This is a genomic window from Citrobacter sp. Cu231, from assembly GCF_030332265.1.
GTDB lineage: Bacteria > Pseudomonadota > Gammaproteobacteria > Enterobacterales > Enterobacteriaceae > Citrobacter > Citrobacter meridianamericanus.
In genome coordinates, this window is record NZ_JAOWIE010000044.1 from 63078 (window position 1) to 82524 (window position 19447).

Below are 19447 nucleotides of genomic sequence, written 5' to 3' on the forward strand. Positions count from 1 at the left end.
ATCCACTTTGAATATACTCTATTAACTATCTTAGCATTTTCATGACCCATCTGACTCGCTTAAACGTGGGATTCGCTGGCAGACAGAAAAATGTGAGGGGAGAGAGGGGGAGAAATGACCATGACGGGCAGAAGAGAGCATTAGCAAAACCGTGAGAATAATGAAAATCTACCGGGAAGAGTGGCTTCTTTCCCGGTTATTGCGTTACTTCTGGAGTTTATTTACTCGTATTACTGGTGGTTGCATTTTCGCGTCGAGACTACCGTTAATACTGATCATTTGATCGGGTTTAACCGTTCGACCATCGAAAACCGCGAGTGGAATTAAAGTATGGATACTGCCGGTTTTATCACGAAAGATAAATTTGTCTCCGCCTTGATCCTCGATGAGATTACCTCGCAGAGAAATGGTCGCACCATCATGCATAGTTTTGGCCTGTTCGACAGTCATAATTCTTGCATCTTCAGTCCCACGATAACCATCATCCAGAGCGTGGGGTGGCGGTGGAGCAGTATCCTTTTTCAACCCGCCGATATCATCAGCAAGCGCTGGCGACAATAAAAAACAACACAATAATGGCGCTATGGATAATTTCATACGTTCTCCATTTTGAGAGGGTTGAGATATTAATTATGGTTGCTATTTATTAATAAAGCGAACTAGATAAGTCTCAAATGATTACGTGCAAATTAAATCTAACGCTGATGGGTGCGCTGAGATTAAAATGGTGATTTTTTATATAACGCTATGATTTATATCTATTTATTATTTTTGATATTAAACCTGGATTAATCTCATTGTGTACATTGAAGTCGTGACTCGGCTATAAATGCAGCGGTGTGTGGGAGCGAGAATTAATATTATGAGGAATTAGGTTTAGGTGAGTAATATAGGTCATGTCACTCATTTTGGTCTACGCTTATTAGTCTTTGTGATAATTAATGAGAGGTAATTGAATGGCTAACTTAAATAAGGAAAAAAAGACCATCAATAAAACTAATTCTGCGCGTTTTCCGACGCCGCCTTTTCCACGGCAGCAACAATCCTTTCCTGGGCTGGCGGGGAAAATGCAACCGCGTCCCGACCATGGAGAAGACAGCTATCAGGGAAGCGGTCGCTTGAATGGGCGCAAGGTATTAATTACCGGTGGGGATTCGGGAATTGGTCGTGCTGTTGCTATTGCCTATGCTCGTGAAGGTGCTGATGTTGCGATCAACTATTTACCTGAAGAAGAAGACGATGCGCGTGAAGTAGTCGACCTGATAAAAAAAGCAGGCAGAAATGTTTTGGCTATCCCCGGAGATATCCGTGATGAAACTTTTTGCGGCAATCTGGTAAAACAGGCGGTAAAAGGACTGGGAGGGTTGGATATCCTCGTCAATAATGCGGGGCGTCAGCAATTTTGCGAGTCAATTGAGGAACTCACCACAGAAGATTTTGATGCAACATTCAAGACCAATGTCTACGCTATGTTTTGGATAACCAAAGCGGCTATACCCCATCTTTCACCAGACAGCGTGATAATTAATACCTCCTCGGTACAGGCTTATGAACCAAGTGAAATCCTGCTTGATTATGCTCAGACCAAGGCAGCGATCGTGGCATTTACTAAATCGCTGGCGAAGCAACTGGCCCCGAAAGGGATACGGGTAAATGCTGTAGCGCCGGGACCATACTGGACTGTGCTGCAGTGCTGTGGTGGTCAACCCCAGGAAAAAGTGGAGAAATTTGGTGCAAATGCGCCGCTGGGTCGCCCTGGTCAACCGGTGGAGATTGCGCCGCTTTATGTCACTTTGGCCGCTGAAGAGAACAGCTATACATCCGGCCAGGTCTGGTGCTCTGATGGGGGGACAGGAACTCTTTGACGCTCATGCGCTCTGCGTTTAAAGTCACTTTTAAGGTGAGTGCGGACACCATCGTATAAGGGCGGGAGCGGTACTTACCGCTCCCTGAATGTTAACCAATCACAGCGATACCAAGCCGCTCCATCAGCAACGCGGCCTGGTAGCTGTCCAATTTGACACCTTGTAAATCGACGCCCCGAATATCTAAATTACCCAGTTCGGAATTGGTCAAATCACAATGCGTAAAATTTGCAGTCCGCCAGTCGAACGACGAAAACTCGCCGCCGGAGAGATCTGAACCACTGAAGGTCGCACCCAGCACCTGAGTTCCCATCCATCGGTTTTCCCACAATTCGCACTTTTCAAGCACGGCCTTCGAAAAGTTGGCGTAGCTTAGATTGGTATTAGTGATATATGCGCTGCAAAACCAGGTGCGCGTGGTGATCATATTCATAAAGCTTGCACTGCGAAAATCTGCACCCTGTGCGCGGCAGTGACGAATTTCAATGCCCAGCGCACTGGCGTTGCGAAAATCCGCCATTGATAAATCACAGCTTTTAAAAATGGCATCTTTCAGCATTGCGCGACTGAAATTGCACCCTTTCTGGTTTTCTCGATCATAGAACTGACAGCCGATAAATTCAGTACCGCTAAGGTCGACGCCCGAAAAATCACAGTTTAAAAAAGTGCTATTTTCAACTTTTTCACCGGTGAAGCGGTTTCTGTCAATTTTTTCGCCAATTAGTGACAACGTCATAATCTGGTGCCTGTCTTTTTATACAGTGGAATGGCATGTTAAGCTGTTTTAACGTTATGCGTCAAACCATCCAATATCACGTAGAAAAAAGTAGATTAAATCTGGTGTTTCTTCAGCAAAGCGCGTAGCTGATGATAAGTCAAACCTAATAATTCAGCGGCTTTTTTCTGATTAAATTTTGCCTGCTGTAAGCTAGTCTGTAACAAGTCTTTTTCCTGCAGCCGCTGGAACTCACGCAGATCCAGCGGTAAAGCAACAGATGCCGGTGTTGTTTCCGCTACCTGCGGCTGCGAAACGTGACGGCAGAAGGGGTCAATGATTATCTCATCCAATGGGAAATCGCTGGTACCGTGCCGGTATACGGAGCGCTCCACAACGTTTTTCAGTTCACGAATATTGCCCGGCCAGCGGTAGTGGAGGAGGGTTTCTCTGGCCTCAGCGCTAAACCCAGGAAACAGGGGTAACCCGATCTCGCGGCACATCTGAATAGCGAAATGCTCGGCCATTAACATGATGTCGCTTTGACGCTCGCGTAACGGGGGCAGTTGCACCACGTCAAAGGCCAGACGATCCAGCAGATCTGCGCGGAAAGTGCCTTCGCTGACCATACGTGGCAGGTCTTCATTGGTCGCACAAACAAGGCGAACGTTAACCTGCAAGGGCTGGCTGCCGCCGACACGCTCCAGCTCGCCATATTCAATTACGCGCAGCAGTTTTTCCTGCACCAGCATTGGTGCGGTCGCCAGTTCATCAAGAAACAGCGTACCGCCATCAGCACGTTCGAAACGCCCTGGATGGCGTTTTTGCGCCCCGGTAAAAGCCCCTGCTTCGTGACCAAACAGTTCGGAATCCAGCAAGTTCTCGTTGAGGGCCGCGCAGTTAAGCGAGATAAACGGGCCTTGCCAACGGGTGGAGAGATAGTGCAGGCGGTTGGCGATAAGCTCTTTCCCAGTACCTCGCTCACCAATGACCAGTACAGGTTTATCCAGCGGTGCCAGATGAGAAACCTGCTCCAGTACTTCAATAAAGCTGTTTGCTTCGCCCAGTAGATTGTCTTTGTATCCTGCCATGATGAAATTCACCATTTGTTAGTGTTATTCACCAATTTACCCTAATTATCTCGTCAGGTAAAATTAGATATAACTATTAAAATCAATATTTTAAAAAGTTGGCACGCCAAGTGCATTACGTAAACAGCAGGGCATCGCCCGATATCAGAACAGTAAGTGAGGATTACATTATGGGTATTTTTTCTCGTTTTGCCGACATCGTGAACGCCAACATTAATGCGTTGCTGGAAAAGGCTGAAGATCCGCAGAAGCTGGTGCGGTTAATGATCCAGGAAATGGAAGATACCCTGGTTGAGGTGCGGTCAAACTCCGCCCGCGCACTGGCAGAAAAGAAACAATTATCTCGCCGTATCGAACAGGCGAGTGCACAACAGGCAGAGTGGCAGGAAAAAGCCGAGCTGGCGCTGCGCAAAGAGAAAGAAGATTTGGCGCGTTCTGCGTTAATCGAAAAGCAGAAACTGACCGACCTGATTGCTTCTCTCGAGCATGAGGTGACGCTGGTTGACGATACGCTGACGCGTATGAAAAAAGAGATCGGTGAGCTGGAAAATAAACTCAGTGAAACCCGGGCTCGTCAGCAGGCGTTAATGCTGCGCCATCAGGCGGCGAGTTCTTCCCGCGATGTTCGTCGTCAACTGGACAGCAGCAAGCTGGATGAAGCGATGGCGCGCTTTGAATCTTTCGAGCGACGTATCGATCATATGGAGGCTGAGGCTGAAAGTCATAACTTCGGCAAACAGAAGTCTCTGGATCAGCAATTTGCTGACCTGAAAGCAGATGATGAAATCAGCGAGCAGCTGGCGCAACTTAAAGCCAAAATGCAGCAAGACAAGCAATAATAACATCTGGCGGCGCCCGAACGCGCCGCCGCTCATCACCTGTAAGGAGTACTCATGAGCGCGCTATTTCTGGCTATCCCGTTAACCATCTTTGTGTTGTTTGTTTTACCGATTTGGCTCTGGCTGCATTACAGCAACCGTTCCAGTCGTGGCGAACTGTCGCAAAGTGAACAGCAACGTCTGGTCGAACTCAACGATGACGCACTGCGGATGCGCGAGCGCATTCAGGCGCTGGAAGACATCCTTGATGCTGAACATCCAAACTGGAGGGACCGCTAATGGGAGGCGTTAACCTGAACAAAAAACTGTGGCGTATTCCGCAGCGGGGCATGGTGAAGGGGGTTTGTGCTGGGATTGCGCATTATCTCGATGTGCCTGTGAAGCTGGTACGGATCCTGGTGGTGTTGTCAGTCTTTTTTGGTCTGGCTTTTTTTACCTTCGTCGCCTACATCGTGCTGACGTTTGTGTTGGACCCGATGCCGGACAATGTGGTTTCCGGCGAGCAGCAGCCTTCAAGCGGTGAACTATTGGACGCTGTCGATCGTGAGCTGGCCGCAAGTGAAAAGCGTTTGCGTGAAATGGAGCGTTATGTGACGTCTGATACCTTTTCATTACGCAGCCGCTTCCGCCAACTGTGAGGTTAGAAATGAACAATCGCTGGCAACGTGCCGGGCAAAGGGTTAAGCCGGGCTTCAAAATAGCAGGTAAGCTGGTGCTTCTGACTGCGCTGCGCTACGGCCCGGCGGGGGTAGCAGGGTGGGCGGTGAAATCCGTCGCCCGACGCCCGCTAAAAATGCTGCTGGCGCTGATTCTGGAGCCGGTATTGAATCGGGCTGCAGCAAAATTGTCGAAACGCTATTCAGGTAATCAAACCTGATATCTGAATCAGCAAAAGCAAGCAACAACTAATCAACATCCCCTCAGTTAATTTGCGGCAGCTCACAAATACGATTTTTTGGCTGCCAAATTTCTTTTATACCCCCCTCAGGAGTACCTCGGCTGATTGACAGCTTATTTTCGTCAGAGTAGTCTCTTGATTCATGGGACCGCTACCACGGAAATCAAAAGTGAATCAAAAGATCCAAAAGTGCCTGACTGAAGTTTATGGTGATGCATTGACTTCATGTCACTATCAAGCGCTGGTTGCACGTTTAGAAAAATCACAGAAATTAATTAAAAAAAAGCGTAAAACGCATTGGGACGAGGGTGATGTTGTTCTTATTACCTATGCCGATCAATTCCACGGGGCTGATCAGAAACCGCTGCCGACGTTTAATCAGTTTTATAATAAATGGCTTAAGTCGACATTTTCTCATGTGCATTTGTTGCCATTCTATCCGTGGTCTTCGGACGATGGCTTTTCGGTGATTAATTATCATCAGGTTGCTGAAGAGACCGGTGACTGGAATGATATTAAGCAACTGGATGAATCCAGTCGACTGATGTTTGATTTTGTTTGTAACCATATGTCAGCCAAAAGTGAATGGTTTAATAACTATTTGCAACAGCTTGACGGTTATGAGGATTTCTTTATTGCAATGGATCCTGAAATGGACCTGAGCAACGTAACGCGTCCACGCGCATTACCGTTACTGACGCCTTTTACGCTGAAAGATAATACCGTGCGCCATTTATGGACGACGTTTAGCGACGACCAGATCGATCTCAACTATGCCAATCCGTTGGTGTTATTGGCGATGGTCGATGTGCTACTGAGTTATCTTGAGCAGGGCGCGGATTATGTCCGCCTGGATGCGGTTGGTTTTATGTGGAAAGAGCCGGGGACGACCTGTATTCATCTGGATAAAACGCATCAGCTTATTAAACTGTTCCGCGCGATTGCAGAAGTCGTTGCACCGGGTACGGCGATCATTACTGAAACGAACGTTCCGCATAAGGATAACGTGTCTTACTACGGTAACGGTCATGATGAGGCGCACATGGTGTACCAATTCTCGCTGCCTCCGCTGGTGCTGCATGCGGTACAACGCCAGGATACGACAACTTTATGTCAGTGGGCACAATCACTGGAACTCCCCTCCAGGGAGACGACCTGGTTTAATTTCCTTGCATCACATGATGGTATTGGTCTCAACCCATTACGGGGTCTGTTACCTGAAGATGAAATCACGCAACTGGTGACAAAATTACAGCAGGAAGGCGCGCTGGTTAACTGGAAAAATAATCCTGATGGTAGTCGCAGTCCGTATGAAATTAACGTGACATATCTGGATGCGCTAACGCCTGGTAATTGCAGTGATGCCGAACGGTTCTCCCGATTTATTCTCGCACATGCCATTTTGCTGAGTTTTCCGGGCATACCTGCGGTTTATATTCAAAGCATTCTTGGATCACGAAATGACTATGAAGGGGTGGAAATATTAGGGTACAACCGTGCGATTAATCGTAAAAAATATTCGGTAAGACAAATAGAAGCAGAGTTGAAAGCTGAAACCAGTTTGCGCTATGCTGTTTATTATGAATTATCCAGATTAATCGTCATTCGCCGTAATAATAAAGCCTTTCATCCTGATAGTGATTTTCAAATTATTAGTGTTACACCGGCAGTAATGCTAATTAAACGTACGGCAGATACAGGCGAAAAAATTACCGGGGTATTTAATGTCAGCGATCATACTCAAACCATTAGTATTGATATTGAAAATGGATTTGATTTGATTAGCGATAAAGCTATTTCGGGTAAGGAATTAACGTTGCACGCCTGGCAGGTCATGTGGGTTAAGTAATAAAAAGGAACATTTCATGTTTAAAGCTAAAATTGTGCTGATTTCAGCACTGGTTTCCTGCGCCCTGGTTTCCGGGTGCAAGGATGATAAAAAGTCCTCTGTCGCGATTGAATTTATGCACTCCTCTGTAGAGCAGGAGCGTCAGGCGGTTATTGCGAAACTGATTGAGCGTTTTGAAAAAGAGAACCCGGGCATCAGTGTCAAACAGGTTCCAGTGGAAGAAGATGCTTACAACACCAAAGTCATTACCCTGGCGCGCAGCGGTTCATTGCCTGAAGTGATTGAAACCAGCCATGACTACGCGAAAGTTATGGATAAAGAATCCCTTATCGATCGTAAAGCGGTGGCGCAAGTCATCAACGGCGTAGGTGAAGATGCTTTTTATGATGGCGTTCTGCGTATAGTGCGCACTGAAGACGGAACTGCATGGACCGGAGTTCCGGTCAGCGCCTGGATTGGCGGGATCTGGTATCGCAAAGATGTGCTGGCTAAAGCTGGACTTCAGGAACCCAAAGACTGGCAGCAACTACTGGAAGCGGCGCAGAAGCTCAATAATCCTGGCAGTAAGAAATATGGTATTGCGCTGCCTACGGCGGAAAGCGTTTTGACCGAACAGTCATTCTCCCAGTTCGCGCTTTCTAACCAGGCCAACGTTTTTGATGGGCAGGGAAAGATAACGCTCGACACGCCTGAGATGACCCAGGCGCTGCAGTATTACCGCCAACTTGCCATGAACACTATGCCGGGCTCTAACGACATCATGGAAGTTAAAGACGCTTTCATGAACGGCACGGCGCCGATGGCGATTTACTCTACCTATATCCTTCCGGCGGTGATTAAAGAGGGCGATCCTAAAAATGTCGGCTTTATGGTCCCGACAGAAAAAACTTCCGCTGTTTACGGCATGTTGACGTCGCTAACCATTACCGCGGGCCAAAAATCTGAAGAAACAGAAGCAGCAGAGAAATTTGTCATCTTTATGGAACAGGCCGACAACATTGCGGACTGGGTCATGATGTCGCCAGGGGCCGCGCTGCCGGTCAACAAAGCGGTGGTGAATACCCCGACATGGAAAGATAACACTGTCATCAAAGCGCTGGGTGAATTACCCGATCAACTGATTGCCGAACTGCCAAATATTCAGGTCTTTGGCGCCGTGGGTGATAAGAACTTTACCCGCATGGGCGACGTAACCGGCTCGGGTGTCGTGAGTACCATGGTGCACAACGTGACGGTAGGAAAAGCTGACCTTTCATCGACTATCAAGGCAAGCCAGACAAAACTGGATGACCTTATTGAACAGCGCTAATGGGGAAATGGAAAGCCGTGATGAATAAGTTCTTTTCAGGCCGATCCGATATGCCATTCGCCATGCTGCTGCTGGCCCCTAGCTTGCTGTTGCTGGGCGGTTTAGTGGCGTGGCCGATGATATCTAACATCGAAATCAGCTTTATGCGTCTGCCGCTGAATCCGCAAATCGAGTCAACGTTTGTCGGCCTGAGCAACTATATCCGTATCTTATCCGATCCTGGATTCTGGCATTCACTGTGGATGACGGTCTGGTATACCGCGCTGGTCGTGGCAGGGAGCACGATACTGGGACTGGGCGTGGCGATGTTCTTTAACCGTGAGTTTCGTCTGCGGAAAACGGCGCGCTCACTGGTCATCCTCTCTTACGTAACGCCATCAATATCGCTGGTGTTTGCCTGGAAATACATGTTCAACAACGGCTACGGCATTGTGAACTACCTCGGCGTGGATCTGTTGCATCTTTACGATCAGGCGCCGCTGTGGTTCGACAATCCCGGTAGCAGCTTTGCGCTGGTCGTACTGTTCGCTATCTGGCGCTATTTTCCGTATGCCTTTATTTCGTTTCTGGCGATTTTGCAGACTATCGATAAATCGTTATATGAGGCAGCGGAAATGGATGGCGCGAACGCCTGGCAACGGTTTCGCATCGTCACGCTGCCAGCGATTATGCCCGTGCTGGCGACCGTGGTGACGCTGCGCACGATCTGGATGTTCTACATGTTCGCCGATGTTTATCTGCTGACCACGAAAGTCGATATTCTCGGGGTCTATCTCTATAAAACAGCTTTTGCATTTAATGACTTAGGTAAAGCGGCCGCGATCTCTGTTGTCCTCTTCGTCATCATTTTCGCTGTTATCCTGCTGACCAGAAAACGGGTGAACCTCAATGGCAACAAATAAGCGCACGCTTGGCCGCATTGGCTTTTACTGTGGATTAATTGTCTTCCTGGGCATCACGTTATTTCCATTATTTGTGATGCTGATGACTTCATTTAAAAGCGCAAAAGAGGCGATCTCGCTGCATCCAACGCTGTTACCGCAGCAATGGACGCTGGAACATTACATCGACATCTTCAACCCGATGATTTTCCCGTTTGTTGACTACTTCCGTAATAGCCTGGTGGTATCGGTGACTTCTTCTGTGGTGGCGGTGTTTCTCGGCGTGCTTGGCGCGTATGCGCTTTCCCGCCTGCGTTTTAAGGGACGGATGACCATCAATGCCAGCTTTTACACGGTGTACATGTTTTCAGGGATCCTGCTGGTAGTGCCGCTATTCAAAATCATTACGGCTCTTGGCATCTATGACACTGAAATGGCGCTAATTATCACTATGGTTACCCAGACGTTGCCGACAGCGGTATTCATGCTGAAAAGCTACTTCGACACCATTCCGGATGAGATAGAAGAGGCCGCGATGATGGATGGGTTGAACCGTCTGCAGATCATCTTTCGTATTACCGTGCCGTTGGCAATGTCTGGTCTGGTTTCGGTCTTTGTGTACTGCTTTATGGTGGCGTGGAATGACTACCTGTTTGCTTCGATTTTCCTTTCCAGCGCCAGCAATTTTACCTTACCGGTCGGTCTGAACGCGCTGTTCAGTACACCTGACTATATCTGGGGACGCATGATGGCTGCATCGTTAGTCACCGCATTGCCGGTGGTCATTATGTATGCGCTTTCCGAACGTTTTATTAAAAGTGGTTTGACCGCTGGCGGCGTGAAAGGTTAAGCGGCCAGTTTAATTAAGGAGTTGTAAATGAAGAAGTTAGTTGCCACAGAACCGCGCGTTGCAGCGCTGGTGGAATATGAAGACAGAGCGGTATCCGCCAATGAAGTTAAAGTTCGCGTTAAATTTGGCGCGCCGAAACACGGCACGGAAGTGGTCGATTTTCGCGCAGCCAGCCCGTTTATTGACGAAGATTTTAACGGTGAATGGCAAATGTTTATGCCGCGTCCGGAAGGGGCACCGCGCGGGATCGAATTCGGTAAATTCCAGCTTGGCAATATGGTGGTGGGCGATGTTATTGAGTGTGGCAGCGATGTGACCGAATACGCCGTTGGCGATTCAGTTTGCGGCTACGGTCCGCTGTCGGAAACAGTCATCATCAACGCGGTGAATAACTATAAGCTGCGTAAAATGCCGCAGGGCAGCTCGTGGAAAAACGCCGTCTGCTATGACCCGGCCCAGTTCGCCATGAGCGGCGTGCGCGACGCTAACGTACGCGTTGGTGACTTTGTGGTCATCGTGGGCTTAGGGGCAATTGGTCAAATAGCCGTGCAACTGGCCAAAAAAGCGGGCGCGTCGGTAGTGATCGGCGTAGATCCTATTGAACATCGCTGTGATATCGCGCGTCGTCATGGCGCGGACTTCTGCCTGAACCCGATCGGTACCGACGTAGGTAAAGAGATTAAAACGCTGACCGGCAAGCAGGGCGCGGATGTGATCATCGAAACCAGCGGCTATGCGGATGCGTTGCAGTCGGCGTTACGCGGTCTGGCCTATGGTGGCACCATTTCTTATGTCGCTTTTGCCAAGCCTTTTGCAGAAGGCTTCAACCTTGGCCGTGAAGCGCACTTTAACAACGCCAAAATTGTCTTCTCCCGCGCCTGCAGTGAACCGAATCCAGATTATCCGCGCTGGAGCCGCAAGCGCATCGAGGAAACCTGTTGGGAACTGTTGATGAACGGTTACCTGAACTGTGAAGAACTGATCGACCCGGTTGTGACTTTTGCCAGCAGCCCGGAAAGCTATATGCAGTATGTCGATCGCCATCCGGAAAAGAGCATCAAAATGGGTGTGACGTTTTAATTAAGGAATGCAGAAGATGAAAATTGGAACACAGAATCAGGCTTTTTTTCCGGAAAATATTCTCGAGAAATTCCGTTACATCAAAGAGATGGGGTTTGACGGTTTTGAAATTGACGGCAAATTGCTGGTTAATAACCTTGCGGAAGTAAAAGCGGCGATCAAAGAAACGGGTCTTCCCGTCACCACTGCCTGTGGAGGTTATGACGGCTGGATTGGTGATTTTATCGAAGAGCGTCGCTTGAACGGTTTACAGCAGATCACTCACATTCTCGAAGCACTGGCCGAAGTCGGTGGGCAAGGCATTATTGTCCCGGCTGCATGGGGCATGTTTACCTTCCGCTTACCGCCGATGACCTCACCGCGTAGCCTTGCGGGCGATCGTAAAGCCGTCAGTGATTCATTGATTTACCTCGATAACGTTGCCGGGCGTACGGGGACGGTGGTGTATCTGGAGCCGCTCAACCGCTATCAGGATCATATGATCAACACTCTGGCGGATGCCCGTCGCTATATCGTGGAAAATAATCTGAAGCATGTGCAAATCATTGGTGATTTTTACCATATGAATATCGAAGAAGACGATATGGCACAGGCGCTACATGACAATCGCGATCTGCTGGGTCACGTCCATATTGCGGATAACCATCGTTATCAGCCGGGAAGCGGTACGCTGGATTTCACAGCGCTGTTTGACCAGTTACGTGAAGATAATTATCAGGGTTACGTTGTGTACGAAGGGCGCGTACGAGCAGAGAATCTGCCGGAAGCGTATCGTCAGTCACTGGCCTGGCTGCGTACCTGCTAAGAGGATTTCCGTGAAAAGTGCACTGACAAGCTCTTCGCTTCGGGTCGCCATTATCGGCGCCGGGCAGGTGGCGGATAAAGTTCATGCTTCGTACTACTGCACCCGCAACGATCTGGAACTGGTGGCTGTCTGTGACAGCCGCCTGGCACAGGCGCGGCTGTTTGCAGAGAAATACGGGAATCCGCAGGTTTGGGACGATCCAGAGACGATGTTACGTGAAGCTAAGCCAGATATCGTCAGCATTTGCTCGCCTAATCGCTTTCATTATGAACACACCATGTTGGCATTGAACGCTGGATGCCATGTGATGTGCGAGAAACCTCCGGCAATGACGCCAGACGAGGCGTTGGAAATGTGTAAAACGGCGCGTCGGGTGGGAAAAGTACTGGCTTATGATTTTCATCATCGTTTTGCGCTGGATACGCAACTACTTCGTGAGCAGGTGATGGCCGGTATTCTGGGTGAAATCTATGTCACCAATGTCCGCGCTTTGCGCCGCTGCGGCGTGCCCGGCTGGGGAGTGTTTACCAATAAAGAACTGCAGGGCGGTGGACCGCTAATTGATCTCGGTATTCATATGTTGGATGCCGCCATGTATGTGCTGGGGTTCCCGGCGGTAAAGCGTGTTAACGCGCACAGCTTTCAACGTATTGGAACGCGTAAAAACAGTGGGCAGTTTGGGAAATGGGATCCCACGGCGTATACCGTGGAGGATTCTTTGTTCGGCACGATTGAATTTCATAACGGCGGTATCCTGCGCCTGGAAACCTCTTTCGCGCTGAATATTCCTGAACAATCGATTATGAACGTTAATTTCTGCGGCGATTTGGCGGGGGCGACGTTATTCCCGGCCCAGGTTTACACCGACCGTGGTGGTACGCTTGACGTGCTGCTTGCGCGCGAAATGGCCGACGACAACCGTCATTATCGCAGCATGGAAGCCTTCGTTAACCATGTCCAGGGCGAGCCTGTCACTATTGCTGACGCAGAGCAGGGCGTCGTTATTCAACAACTGGTTGCCGCACTGTATCAATCGGCTGAAACAGGGACCTACGTAGACTTATGACGAAGCCAGTAAAGTTAACTGAACCAGTTTTTTGCCCACACAATCTGAATAAATATGCGTCACTTATGACGATCGGTAATGGCTATATGGGGATCCGCGCCAGCCACGAGGAAGCTTACACTTTACAGACGCGCGGTATGTACCTTGCAGGTCTTTATCACCGGGCAGGTAAAGGCGAAATTAATGAACTGGTTAATCTACCCGATGTAGTCGGAGTGGAGATCACGCTTAATGGCGAGATTTTCTCGCTAACCAGCGGCGTGATTGAAAGCTGGCATCGTGAACTGGATTTTTCCTGCGGGGAAGTTCGCCGTGAGCTTATCTGGTGTGCATCTGATGGGGCGAGTTTTGCCATTGAGAGCCGGCGTTTTGCCTCGGCCCAGAAACTGCCATTGTTGGCGATGGAAATCGTCATTACGCCTCTGGATGCCGATGCCTGCATTGGTATCTCGACCGGTATTGATGCCACGATCACCAATCATGGTCGCCAGCATCTGGATGAAACGCAGGTCCGGGTCTTTGGACAGCATCTTATGCAAGGGATTTACACCACCCAGGATAATCGTAATGACATCGCTATCACCACATATTGCGATGTAGATGGCGCAGCGCAGCGTTGCTTCACTGCGAAAGAACGTCGCTTATTACAACACAACACCGTGCAGGCGCAAGCCGGGCAGCGCGTCACGCTGACGAAAATGAGTTGGGTTGACTGGACGAGCGAACGCAACCTGTCGCTTGAGACCTGGGGACGCCAGTCGTTGCGTAACATTGAAGAATGCGCGCAACAGGGATATGACGCTCTGTTGGCTGAGTCGAGCACCAACTGGCATGCCTGGTGGCAAAGCCGTCGTGTTCAGATTACCAGTACTGATATCAGCGATCAGCAGGCACTGGACTATGCGCTCTATCATCTGCGTGTGATGACCCCAGACCACGATGAGCGCAGCAGTATCGCGGCCAAAGGTCTGACGGGCGAAGGGTATAAAGGGCATATCTTCTGGGATACTGAGGTCTTTTTGTTACCATTTCACCTGTTTACCGAACCGAAAACCGCGAGAAGTCTATTGCGTTACCGCTGGCATAATCTGCCGGGGGCGCGTGAGAAAGCCCGTCGCAACGGTTGGCAGGGCGCGCTGTTCCCGTGGGAGAGCGCTCGCAGCGGTGATGAGGAAACGCCTGAATTCGCGGCGATCAACATTCGTACCGGGTTGCGGCAAAAAGTGGCCTCCGCACAGGCTGAACATCACCTCGTGGCGGATGTGGCCTGGGCGGTAATCCATTACTGGCATGCCACCGGGGATCTAAACTTCATGACACGTGAGGGCATGACGCTGCTGATGGAAACGGCGAAGTTCTGGATTAGCAGGGCTGTCATGATTAATGGTCGTTTAGAGATCCACGATGTGATTGGCCCGGATGAATACACTGAGCATGTGAACAACAATGCGTTCACCAACTACATGGCCTGGTACAACGTAGAGCAGGCGCTGGGTTTTGCCCGTAGATTCGGGTATAGCGATGAAACGTTTATTTATCGTGCAGAACATTTTTTACAGCATCTGTGGCGACCGGAAGTGCAGCCCGATGGCGTGCTGCCTCAGGATGATACGTTCCTGCGCAAACCGGCTATCGATCTGTCGCAGTACAAAGCCCAGGCGGGCAAGCAGACGATTTTGCTCGATTACTCCCGCGCGGAAGTCAATGAGATGCAAATTCTCAAACAGGCCGATGTCGTGATGCTGACCTACATGTTGCCAGAGCAATTTAGTCTGCAAACGTGTCTGGCAAATCTGCGTTTTTACGAGCCGCGCACAATTCATGACTCCTCTTTGAGTAAGGCGATCCATGGGATTGTGGCTGCGCGTTGTGGTGATTCGGCTCAGGGGTATCGGTTCTGGCGAGAAGGATCGCTGATCGATCTCGGAGAGGCACCACATAGCTGCGATGACGGTATTCATGCAGCAGCGACGGGGGCCATCTGGCTGGGGGCAATCCAGGGATTTGCTGGTGTGAACGTGCGTTACGGGGAGTTACATCTTGCGCCAGTATTACCTGCTCACTGGCAGAGGCTCTCTTTTCCGCTGCGTTGGCAGGGCTCCACTCTGCAGATAACTATCAATGATGCCGAAATCCGTATTCACAGCACTGAGCAGATTACCCTTTGGGTCAATGGCGAAAAAGTCTCGTTGCAAGGAGAGACCGTATTCAGCAATAGCGGCATCATTTCGCCTATGCATGGGACCGCTACCACGAAAGGGGGCGATGAATGATCTTCAAACCACAGGCCATCATTTTTGATTTAGATGGCGTGATTACCGACACTGCACATCTGCATTTTCTCGCCTGGCGACAGGTAGCTGATGAAATAGGAATTGAGATCGACGAAGCATTTAATGCCAGCCTGAAAGGGATTAGTCGCGGCGAATCGCTACAGCGTATTTTGCAATATGGCGGGAAAGCGGGGGCGTTTTCTCCTGAAGCCTGCGCACAATTGGCCGAGAGAAAAAACAGACTCTACGTCCACTCTTTGCGCCAGCTAACGGTTAACTCAGTATTACCGGGAATTCGTGAGCTGTTGATGACGTTGCGTGAACAGCAGATTCCGGTGGGACTAGCTTCTGTATCGCTTAATGCTCCCGCTATTTTACACGCGCTTGATCTTAGCTCTTATTTTGATTTTTGTGCGGATGCGGCGCTGATCACCCGCTCAAAACCGGATCCGGAAATTTTCCTGGCAGCCTGTGCGGGGCTTGGCGTTGACCCGCGGCAGTGTATTGGCATAGAAGATGCTCAAGCGGGAATTGAGGCGATCAACGCTTGCGGCATGCTTTCTGTTGGCATCGGTACAGGGCTGAACGAGGCAGGCTTGCAGCTTCCTGCAACCGAATTTCTGACGTGGCCGTGCTTATCGGCTTTCTGGCAACACGACAAGTAAAGGATTCAACATGGCACAGCTTTCGTTGCAACACATCCAAAAAATATACGATAACCAGGTGCATGTCGTTAAAGACTTTAATCTGGAAATTGAAGATAAAGAATTCATTGTTTTTGTTGGCCCTTCCGGATGTGGGAAGTCAACAACGCTGCGTATGATCGCCGGTCTGGAGGAGATCAGCGGTGGCGATCTGCTGATTGACGGTAAGCGGATGAACGATGTGCCGGCCAAATCACGCAACATAGCAATGGTTTTTCAGAACTACGCGTTGTACCCGCACATGACCGTGTATGACAACATGGCGTTTGGCCTTAAAATGCAGAAAATTTCGCCTGCCGTAATTGAGGAACGCGTCAATTGGGCGGCGCAAATCCTTGGTCTTCGCGATTATCTGCAGCGTAAACCCGGTGCATTATCTGGTGGCCAGCGTCAGCGCGTGGCGCTGGGGCGTGCAATTGTTCGCGAGGCGGGGGTTTTCCTGATGGATGAACCCTTATCGAATCTCGATGCCAAACTTCGCGTTCAGATGCGGGCAGAAATTAGCAAACTGCATCAGAAACTCAATACCACCATGATATATGTTACCCACGATCAAACCGAAGCCATGACCATGGCGACGCGTATTGTGATTATGAAGGATGGCATAGTTCAACAGGTTGGTGCACCAAAAACGGTTTATAACCACCCAGCAAATATGTTTGTCGCCGGTTTTATTGGTTCACCTGCAATGAACTTTATTCGTGGTGCGATTGACGGAAATAAGTTTGTTACTGAAACACTGAAGTTAACGATTCCAGAAATTAAATTGGCAAAATTAAAAGCACAGGGCTATGAGCATCAGGCGGTCACGCTGGGTATTCGCCCTGAGGATATACATCCGCAGATTGAAAATGAAAATAGTGTATTGGCAAAAATTAGCGTTGCAGAACTCACCGGCGCTGAATTTATGCTTTATACCGTTGTTGGGGGGCATGAGTTGGTGGTCCGTGCCGGTGCAGTTAATGATTATCACGCAGGAGAAAACATCACAATTCATTTTGATATGGCGAAATGCCATTTCTTTGATGCTGAAACTGAAGTGGCTATTCAATAAAATTCCGGGGGGATAAAAATCCCCCAACCCTTGGGGCATTTTTGCGAGTATTTTAACAAGGAATAATAATGAAAACCCTACTGTCCGCGACTGCGCTGATAATCAGCGCAGGAATGGCCTGCGCGCAGGCTACTGAAAAGAATGACTGGCACTTTAATATCGGTGCTATGTACGAAATAGAAAACGTTGAAGGTCAGGGCGAAGATATGGATGGACTTGCTGAACCGTCCGTCTATTTCAATGCGTCCAATGGACCGTGGAAAATATCGCTGGCCTATTATCAGGAAGGACCGGTTGATTACAGCGAGGGCAAACGTGGGACCTGGTTTGATCGCCCGGAACTCGAAGTCCGTTATCAGTTCCTCGAAAGCGACGATGTTAATTTCGGTTTGACCGGTGGTTTCCGTAATTACGGTTATCACTATGTCAATGAACCGGGAAAAGATACCGCCAATATGCAGCGTTGGAAAGTTCAGCCGGACTGGGATGTTAAATTGACCGACGATCTGCGTTTTAGTGGCTGGCTGGCGATGTATCAATTCGTCAATGATTTGAGCACTACGGGTTACGCCGATAGTCGTGTCGAGAGTGAGACTGGGCTGAATTATACGTTTAACGAAACGGTGGGCTTAACGGTTAACTATTATCTTGAACGCGGTTTCAATCTGGCTGATTCACGTAATAATGGTGAGTTCTCAACCCAGGAAATTCGTGCTTATTTGCCGCTGTCTTTCGGCAATACGACTCTGACACCGTATACTCGTATAGGGCTTGATCGCTGGTCAAACTGGGACTGGCAGGACGATCCGGAACGCGAAGGTCATGATTTTAATCGTCTTGGTTTATTGTATGCCTATGATTTCCAGAACGGTTTATCCATGTCACTGGAATATGCTTATGAGTGGGAAGATCATGACGAAGGTGAAAGTGACAGATTCCATTATGCTGGTGTAGGTGTGAATTACGCATTCTAAAATGTACTGGGGCATATAATGCCCCAGTTTTTACACCAGTGAATCGGCCAATGATATTTGTGTGCTTACCGTGATATTCTGTAATCCTTTCTCACCGGCAATCAGCTTAAATAACAAATTGCAGCTTTGCTCACCCAGTTGTTGGGTGGGTACATCAATTCCGCCAGGAACTGGGGTCAGCATAAAAGACAGCAGTTCATTACTGTAACCGACAACGGCAAGTTGTTGCGGGATAGTAATGTTTTGCTCGGCCGCTACGCGATATAAACTCATTAACTTTAAGCTGTCGGTGGCAAATACAGCGTTGGGTAACGGCTGTTGGCTTAGTAATTTTCGTGATGCGAGCAGGGCGGTTTCATGGGTATATCCCCCGTCAATAATCCACTCGTCATGCATTTTGATATTATGCGCTTCAAGACTGGCTTTATAACCATTAACGCGATCAATAGAAACATGAACGTCAAGCGGTGCATGTAAACAGGCTATATTGCGGTGTCCACTCTCAATTAGTGCATTGGTTAACGTAATGCTGTCGCGATAGTTATCGGTATCTACAGAATAAACATTGGAATAGTCACCTTCGACTTTACCAATAACTACGACCGGAACATTGTATTTATCCAGCCTTGCAAAAAATGATTCATCGGCGGGAGAACTCAGCATAATGATCCCTTTGATCAATTTCTGCTTAATTTTGCTCTCGCATTTTTGCAGGTCATCTTCAGTGCTTCGCGACGTCTGTAATATGACATCAAAACCGACCTCTTCAGCCTTAGCAGTAATTGCATGCAGCACTTCAGAGAAAAACGGATTCCCGGCGGTTGTTTTTGCAGAACGGGTAGATATCACCATTATTGCATCAAACCCGGAAGAGGTGAGGGCGCGGGCAAGTTTATTGGGCTGATACTGTAACTCATCAATAGCGCGCTGCACTTTTTCAAGCGCTTCTGGCGAGATGTTGGTTTGCTTATTAAGCACGCGCGATACCGTGGATTTTGATACGCCAGCGGCTCGTGCAATATCATAAATGGTAGGAGACATAGTTCCCAGGCTCCGTCCGAGAGTCAATGGCGGACATATTATGGAGTTAATTGGCGAATGACAACAATCTCGGAATACGGTTAGAAAAATCAAAAGGCTAACCGCACTATGTGTGTGCTGATGAACAATCGTCCACGGACGCAGACGGTGATA

General features: G+C 48.9%; 20 protein-coding genes. 16 read left to right on the plus strand and 4 right to left on the minus strand.

The window, feature by feature from the left end:
• Positions 1–204: 204 nt before the first annotated feature.
• A complete protein-coding gene (locus OGY15_RS17945; protein WP_151219350.1) occupies positions 205–597 on the minus strand; it encodes a YdeI family stress tolerance OB fold protein in 393 nt (130 codons plus the stop codon).
• Positions 598–956: 359 nt separating this feature from the next.
• Here OGY15_RS17945 and OGY15_RS17950 point away from each other — a divergent pair, with 359 nt between their 5' ends.
• Positions 957–1865, plus strand: a complete 909-nt coding sequence (locus OGY15_RS17950) for an SDR family oxidoreductase (protein ID WP_286540429.1) — start codon at positions 957–959, stop codon at positions 1863–1865.
• A 91-nt stretch (positions 1866–1956) separates the two neighbouring features.
• On the opposite strand, the gene OGY15_RS17955 is transcribed toward OGY15_RS17950, so the two are convergent.
• Both OGY15_RS17955 and pspF read right to left on the minus strand, forming a co-directional pair.
• Complete coding sequence (locus OGY15_RS17955; protein WP_187259598.1) at positions 1957–2601, minus strand: quinolone resistance pentapeptide repeat protein QnrB97; 645 nt, start codon at positions 2599–2601, stop codon at positions 1957–1959.
• A 95-nt stretch (positions 2602–2696) separates the two neighbouring features.
• Positions 2697–3686, minus strand: a complete 990-nt coding sequence (gene pspF, locus OGY15_RS17960) for a phage shock protein operon transcriptional activator (protein ID WP_187252349.1) — start codon at positions 3684–3686, stop codon at positions 2697–2699.
• A 155-nt stretch (positions 3687–3841) separates the two neighbouring features.
• Between pspF and pspA the strand changes: the two genes are divergently transcribed.
• From pspA to OGY15_RS18035, 15 genes are all read left to right on the plus strand, one after another.
• Positions 3842–4510, plus strand: coding sequence for a phage shock protein PspA (gene pspA, locus OGY15_RS17965; RefSeq protein ID WP_286540433.1), 669 nt, complete (start codon positions 3842–3844; stop codon positions 4508–4510).
• A gap of 54 nt (positions 4511–4564) precedes the next feature.
• A complete protein-coding gene (gene pspB, locus OGY15_RS17970) occupies positions 4565–4789 on the plus strand; it encodes an envelope stress response membrane protein PspB (RefSeq protein WP_151219346.1) in 225 nt (74 codons plus the stop codon).
• Positions 4789–5148, plus strand: coding sequence for an envelope stress response membrane protein PspC (gene pspC / locus OGY15_RS17975; protein ID WP_151219345.1), 360 nt, complete (start codon positions 4789–4791; stop codon positions 5146–5148). The genes pspB and pspC overlap by 1 nt, the downstream gene beginning before the upstream one ends.
• Before the next feature lie 8 nt (positions 5149–5156).
• Positions 5157–5387 carry a phage shock protein PspD gene (gene pspD / locus OGY15_RS17980; protein WP_286540436.1) on the plus strand — a complete coding sequence of 77 codons (231 nt, stop codon included), beginning with the start codon at positions 5157–5159 and terminating at the stop codon, positions 5385–5387.
• A 163-nt stretch (positions 5388–5550) separates the two neighbouring features.
• Positions 5551–7257, plus strand: coding sequence for a sugar phosphorylase (locus OGY15_RS17985; protein ID WP_286540438.1), 1707 nt, complete (start codon positions 5551–5553; stop codon positions 7255–7257).
• 16 nt (positions 7258–7273) lie between these two features.
• Entirely contained in the window at positions 7274–8566 is a 1293-nt protein-coding gene (locus OGY15_RS17990) for an ABC transporter substrate-binding protein (RefSeq protein ID WP_187252351.1), read from the plus strand.
• A gap of 20 nt (positions 8567–8586) precedes the next feature.
• The gene (locus OGY15_RS17995) at positions 8587–9468 is read left to right on the plus strand and encodes a carbohydrate ABC transporter permease (protein ID WP_151219342.1); all 882 of its coding nucleotides are present in this window, start codon (positions 8587–8589) and stop codon (positions 9466–9468) included.
• Positions 9455–10297, plus strand: coding sequence for a carbohydrate ABC transporter permease (locus tag OGY15_RS18000; RefSeq protein WP_286540441.1), 843 nt, complete (start codon positions 9455–9457; stop codon positions 10295–10297). Before OGY15_RS17995 ends, OGY15_RS18000 begins: the two co-directional genes overlap by 14 nt.
• A 27-nt stretch (positions 10298–10324) precedes the next feature.
• The gene (gene ycjQ, locus OGY15_RS18005) at positions 10325–11377 is read left to right on the plus strand and encodes a D-guloside 3-dehydrogenase (protein ID WP_151219341.1); all 1053 of its coding nucleotides are present in this window, start codon (positions 10325–10327) and stop codon (positions 11375–11377) included.
• A 16-nt stretch (positions 11378–11393) separates the two neighbouring features.
• Complete coding sequence (gene ycjR / locus OGY15_RS18010) at positions 11394–12182, plus strand: 3-dehydro-D-guloside 4-epimerase (RefSeq protein WP_151225507.1); 789 nt, start codon at positions 11394–11396, stop codon at positions 12180–12182.
• 10 nt (positions 12183–12192) lie between these two features.
• Entirely contained in the window at positions 12193–13248 is a 1056-nt protein-coding gene (gene ycjS / locus OGY15_RS18015) for a D-glucoside 3-dehydrogenase (RefSeq protein ID WP_286540446.1), read from the plus strand.
• Positions 13245–15521: a glycoside hydrolase family 65 protein gene (locus OGY15_RS18020; protein ID WP_286540448.1), complete on the plus strand. Its 2277-nt coding sequence runs from the start codon at positions 13245–13247 to the stop codon at positions 15519–15521. The genes ycjS and OGY15_RS18020 overlap by 4 nt, the downstream gene beginning before the upstream one ends.
• On the plus strand, positions 15518–16186 hold the full coding sequence (gene pgmB / locus OGY15_RS18025; RefSeq protein WP_151219338.1) for a beta-phosphoglucomutase: 669 nt from the start codon (positions 15518–15520) through the stop codon (positions 16184–16186). The genes OGY15_RS18020 and pgmB overlap by 4 nt, the downstream gene beginning before the upstream one ends.
• Before the next feature lie 10 nt (positions 16187–16196).
• Positions 16197–17279 (plus strand): ABC transporter ATP-binding protein, encoded by a 1083-nt coding sequence (locus OGY15_RS18030; protein WP_151225504.1) that lies wholly within the window; start codon positions 16197–16199, stop codon positions 17277–17279.
• A 68-nt stretch (positions 17280–17347) separates the two neighbouring features.
• Positions 17348–18253: an OmpG family monomeric porin gene (locus OGY15_RS18035; RefSeq protein ID WP_286540451.1), complete on the plus strand. Its 906-nt coding sequence runs from the start codon at positions 17348–17350 to the stop codon at positions 18251–18253.
• Positions 18254–18283: 30 nt separating this feature from the next.
• Here the strand turns inward: OGY15_RS18035 and OGY15_RS18040 are convergent, their stop codons facing one another.
• On the minus strand, positions 18284–19294 hold the full coding sequence (locus OGY15_RS18040) for a LacI family DNA-binding transcriptional regulator (protein ID WP_286540453.1): 1011 nt from the start codon (positions 19292–19294) through the stop codon (positions 18284–18286).
• Positions 19295–19447 lie beyond the last annotated feature (153 nt).

Bases quoted from the DNA above. Each gene is read 5' to 3' on its own strand.
- pspD (WP_286540436.1), top strand. From the start codon at position 5,157: ATGAACAATCGCTGGCAACGTGCCGGGCAAAGGGTTAAGCCGGGCTTC.
- OGY15_RS18035 (WP_286540451.1), top strand. From the start codon at position 17,348: ATGAAAACCCTACTGTCCGCGACTGCGCTGATAATCAGCGCAGGAATG.
- pspF (WP_187252349.1), bottom strand. From the start codon at position 3,686: ATGGTGAATTTCATCATGGCAGGATACAAAGACAATCTACTGGGCGAA.
- OGY15_RS17995 (WP_151219342.1), top strand. From the start codon at position 8,587: ATGAATAAGTTCTTTTCAGGCCGATCCGATATGCCATTCGCCATGCTG.
- OGY15_RS17985 (WP_286540438.1), top strand. From the start codon at position 5,551: ATGGGACCGCTACCACGGAAATCAAAAGTGAATCAAAAGATCCAAAAG.
- OGY15_RS17955 (WP_187259598.1), bottom strand. From the start codon at position 2,601: ATGACGTTGTCACTAATTGGCGAAAAAATTGACAGAAACCGCTTCACC.
- OGY15_RS18000 (WP_286540441.1), top strand. From the start codon at position 9,455: ATGGCAACAAATAAGCGCACGCTTGGCCGCATTGGCTTTTACTGTGGA.
- OGY15_RS18030 (WP_151225504.1), top strand. From the start codon at position 16,197: ATGGCACAGCTTTCGTTGCAACACATCCAAAAAATATACGATAACCAG.
- pgmB (WP_151219338.1), top strand. From the start codon at position 15,518: ATGATCTTCAAACCACAGGCCATCATTTTTGATTTAGATGGCGTGATT.
- pspC (WP_151219345.1), top strand. From the start codon at position 4,789: ATGGGAGGCGTTAACCTGAACAAAAAACTGTGGCGTATTCCGCAGCGG.
- pspB (WP_151219346.1), top strand. From the start codon at position 4,565: ATGAGCGCGCTATTTCTGGCTATCCCGTTAACCATCTTTGTGTTGTTT.
- OGY15_RS18040 (WP_286540453.1), bottom strand. From the start codon at position 19,294: ATGTCTCCTACCATTTATGATATTGCACGAGCCGCTGGCGTATCAAAA.
- OGY15_RS17990 (WP_187252351.1), top strand. From the start codon at position 7,274: ATGTTTAAAGCTAAAATTGTGCTGATTTCAGCACTGGTTTCCTGCGCC.
- ycjR (WP_151225507.1), top strand. From the start codon at position 11,394: ATGAAAATTGGAACACAGAATCAGGCTTTTTTTCCGGAAAATATTCTC.
- OGY15_RS17950 (WP_286540429.1), top strand. From the start codon at position 957: ATGGCTAACTTAAATAAGGAAAAAAAGACCATCAATAAAACTAATTCT.
- pspA (WP_286540433.1), top strand. From the start codon at position 3,842: ATGGGTATTTTTTCTCGTTTTGCCGACATCGTGAACGCCAACATTAAT.
- OGY15_RS18020 (WP_286540448.1), top strand. From the start codon at position 13,245: ATGACGAAGCCAGTAAAGTTAACTGAACCAGTTTTTTGCCCACACAAT.
- OGY15_RS17945 (WP_151219350.1), bottom strand. From the start codon at position 597: ATGAAATTATCCATAGCGCCATTATTGTGTTGTTTTTTATTGTCGCCA.
- ycjQ (WP_151219341.1), top strand. From the start codon at position 10,325: ATGAAGAAGTTAGTTGCCACAGAACCGCGCGTTGCAGCGCTGGTGGAA.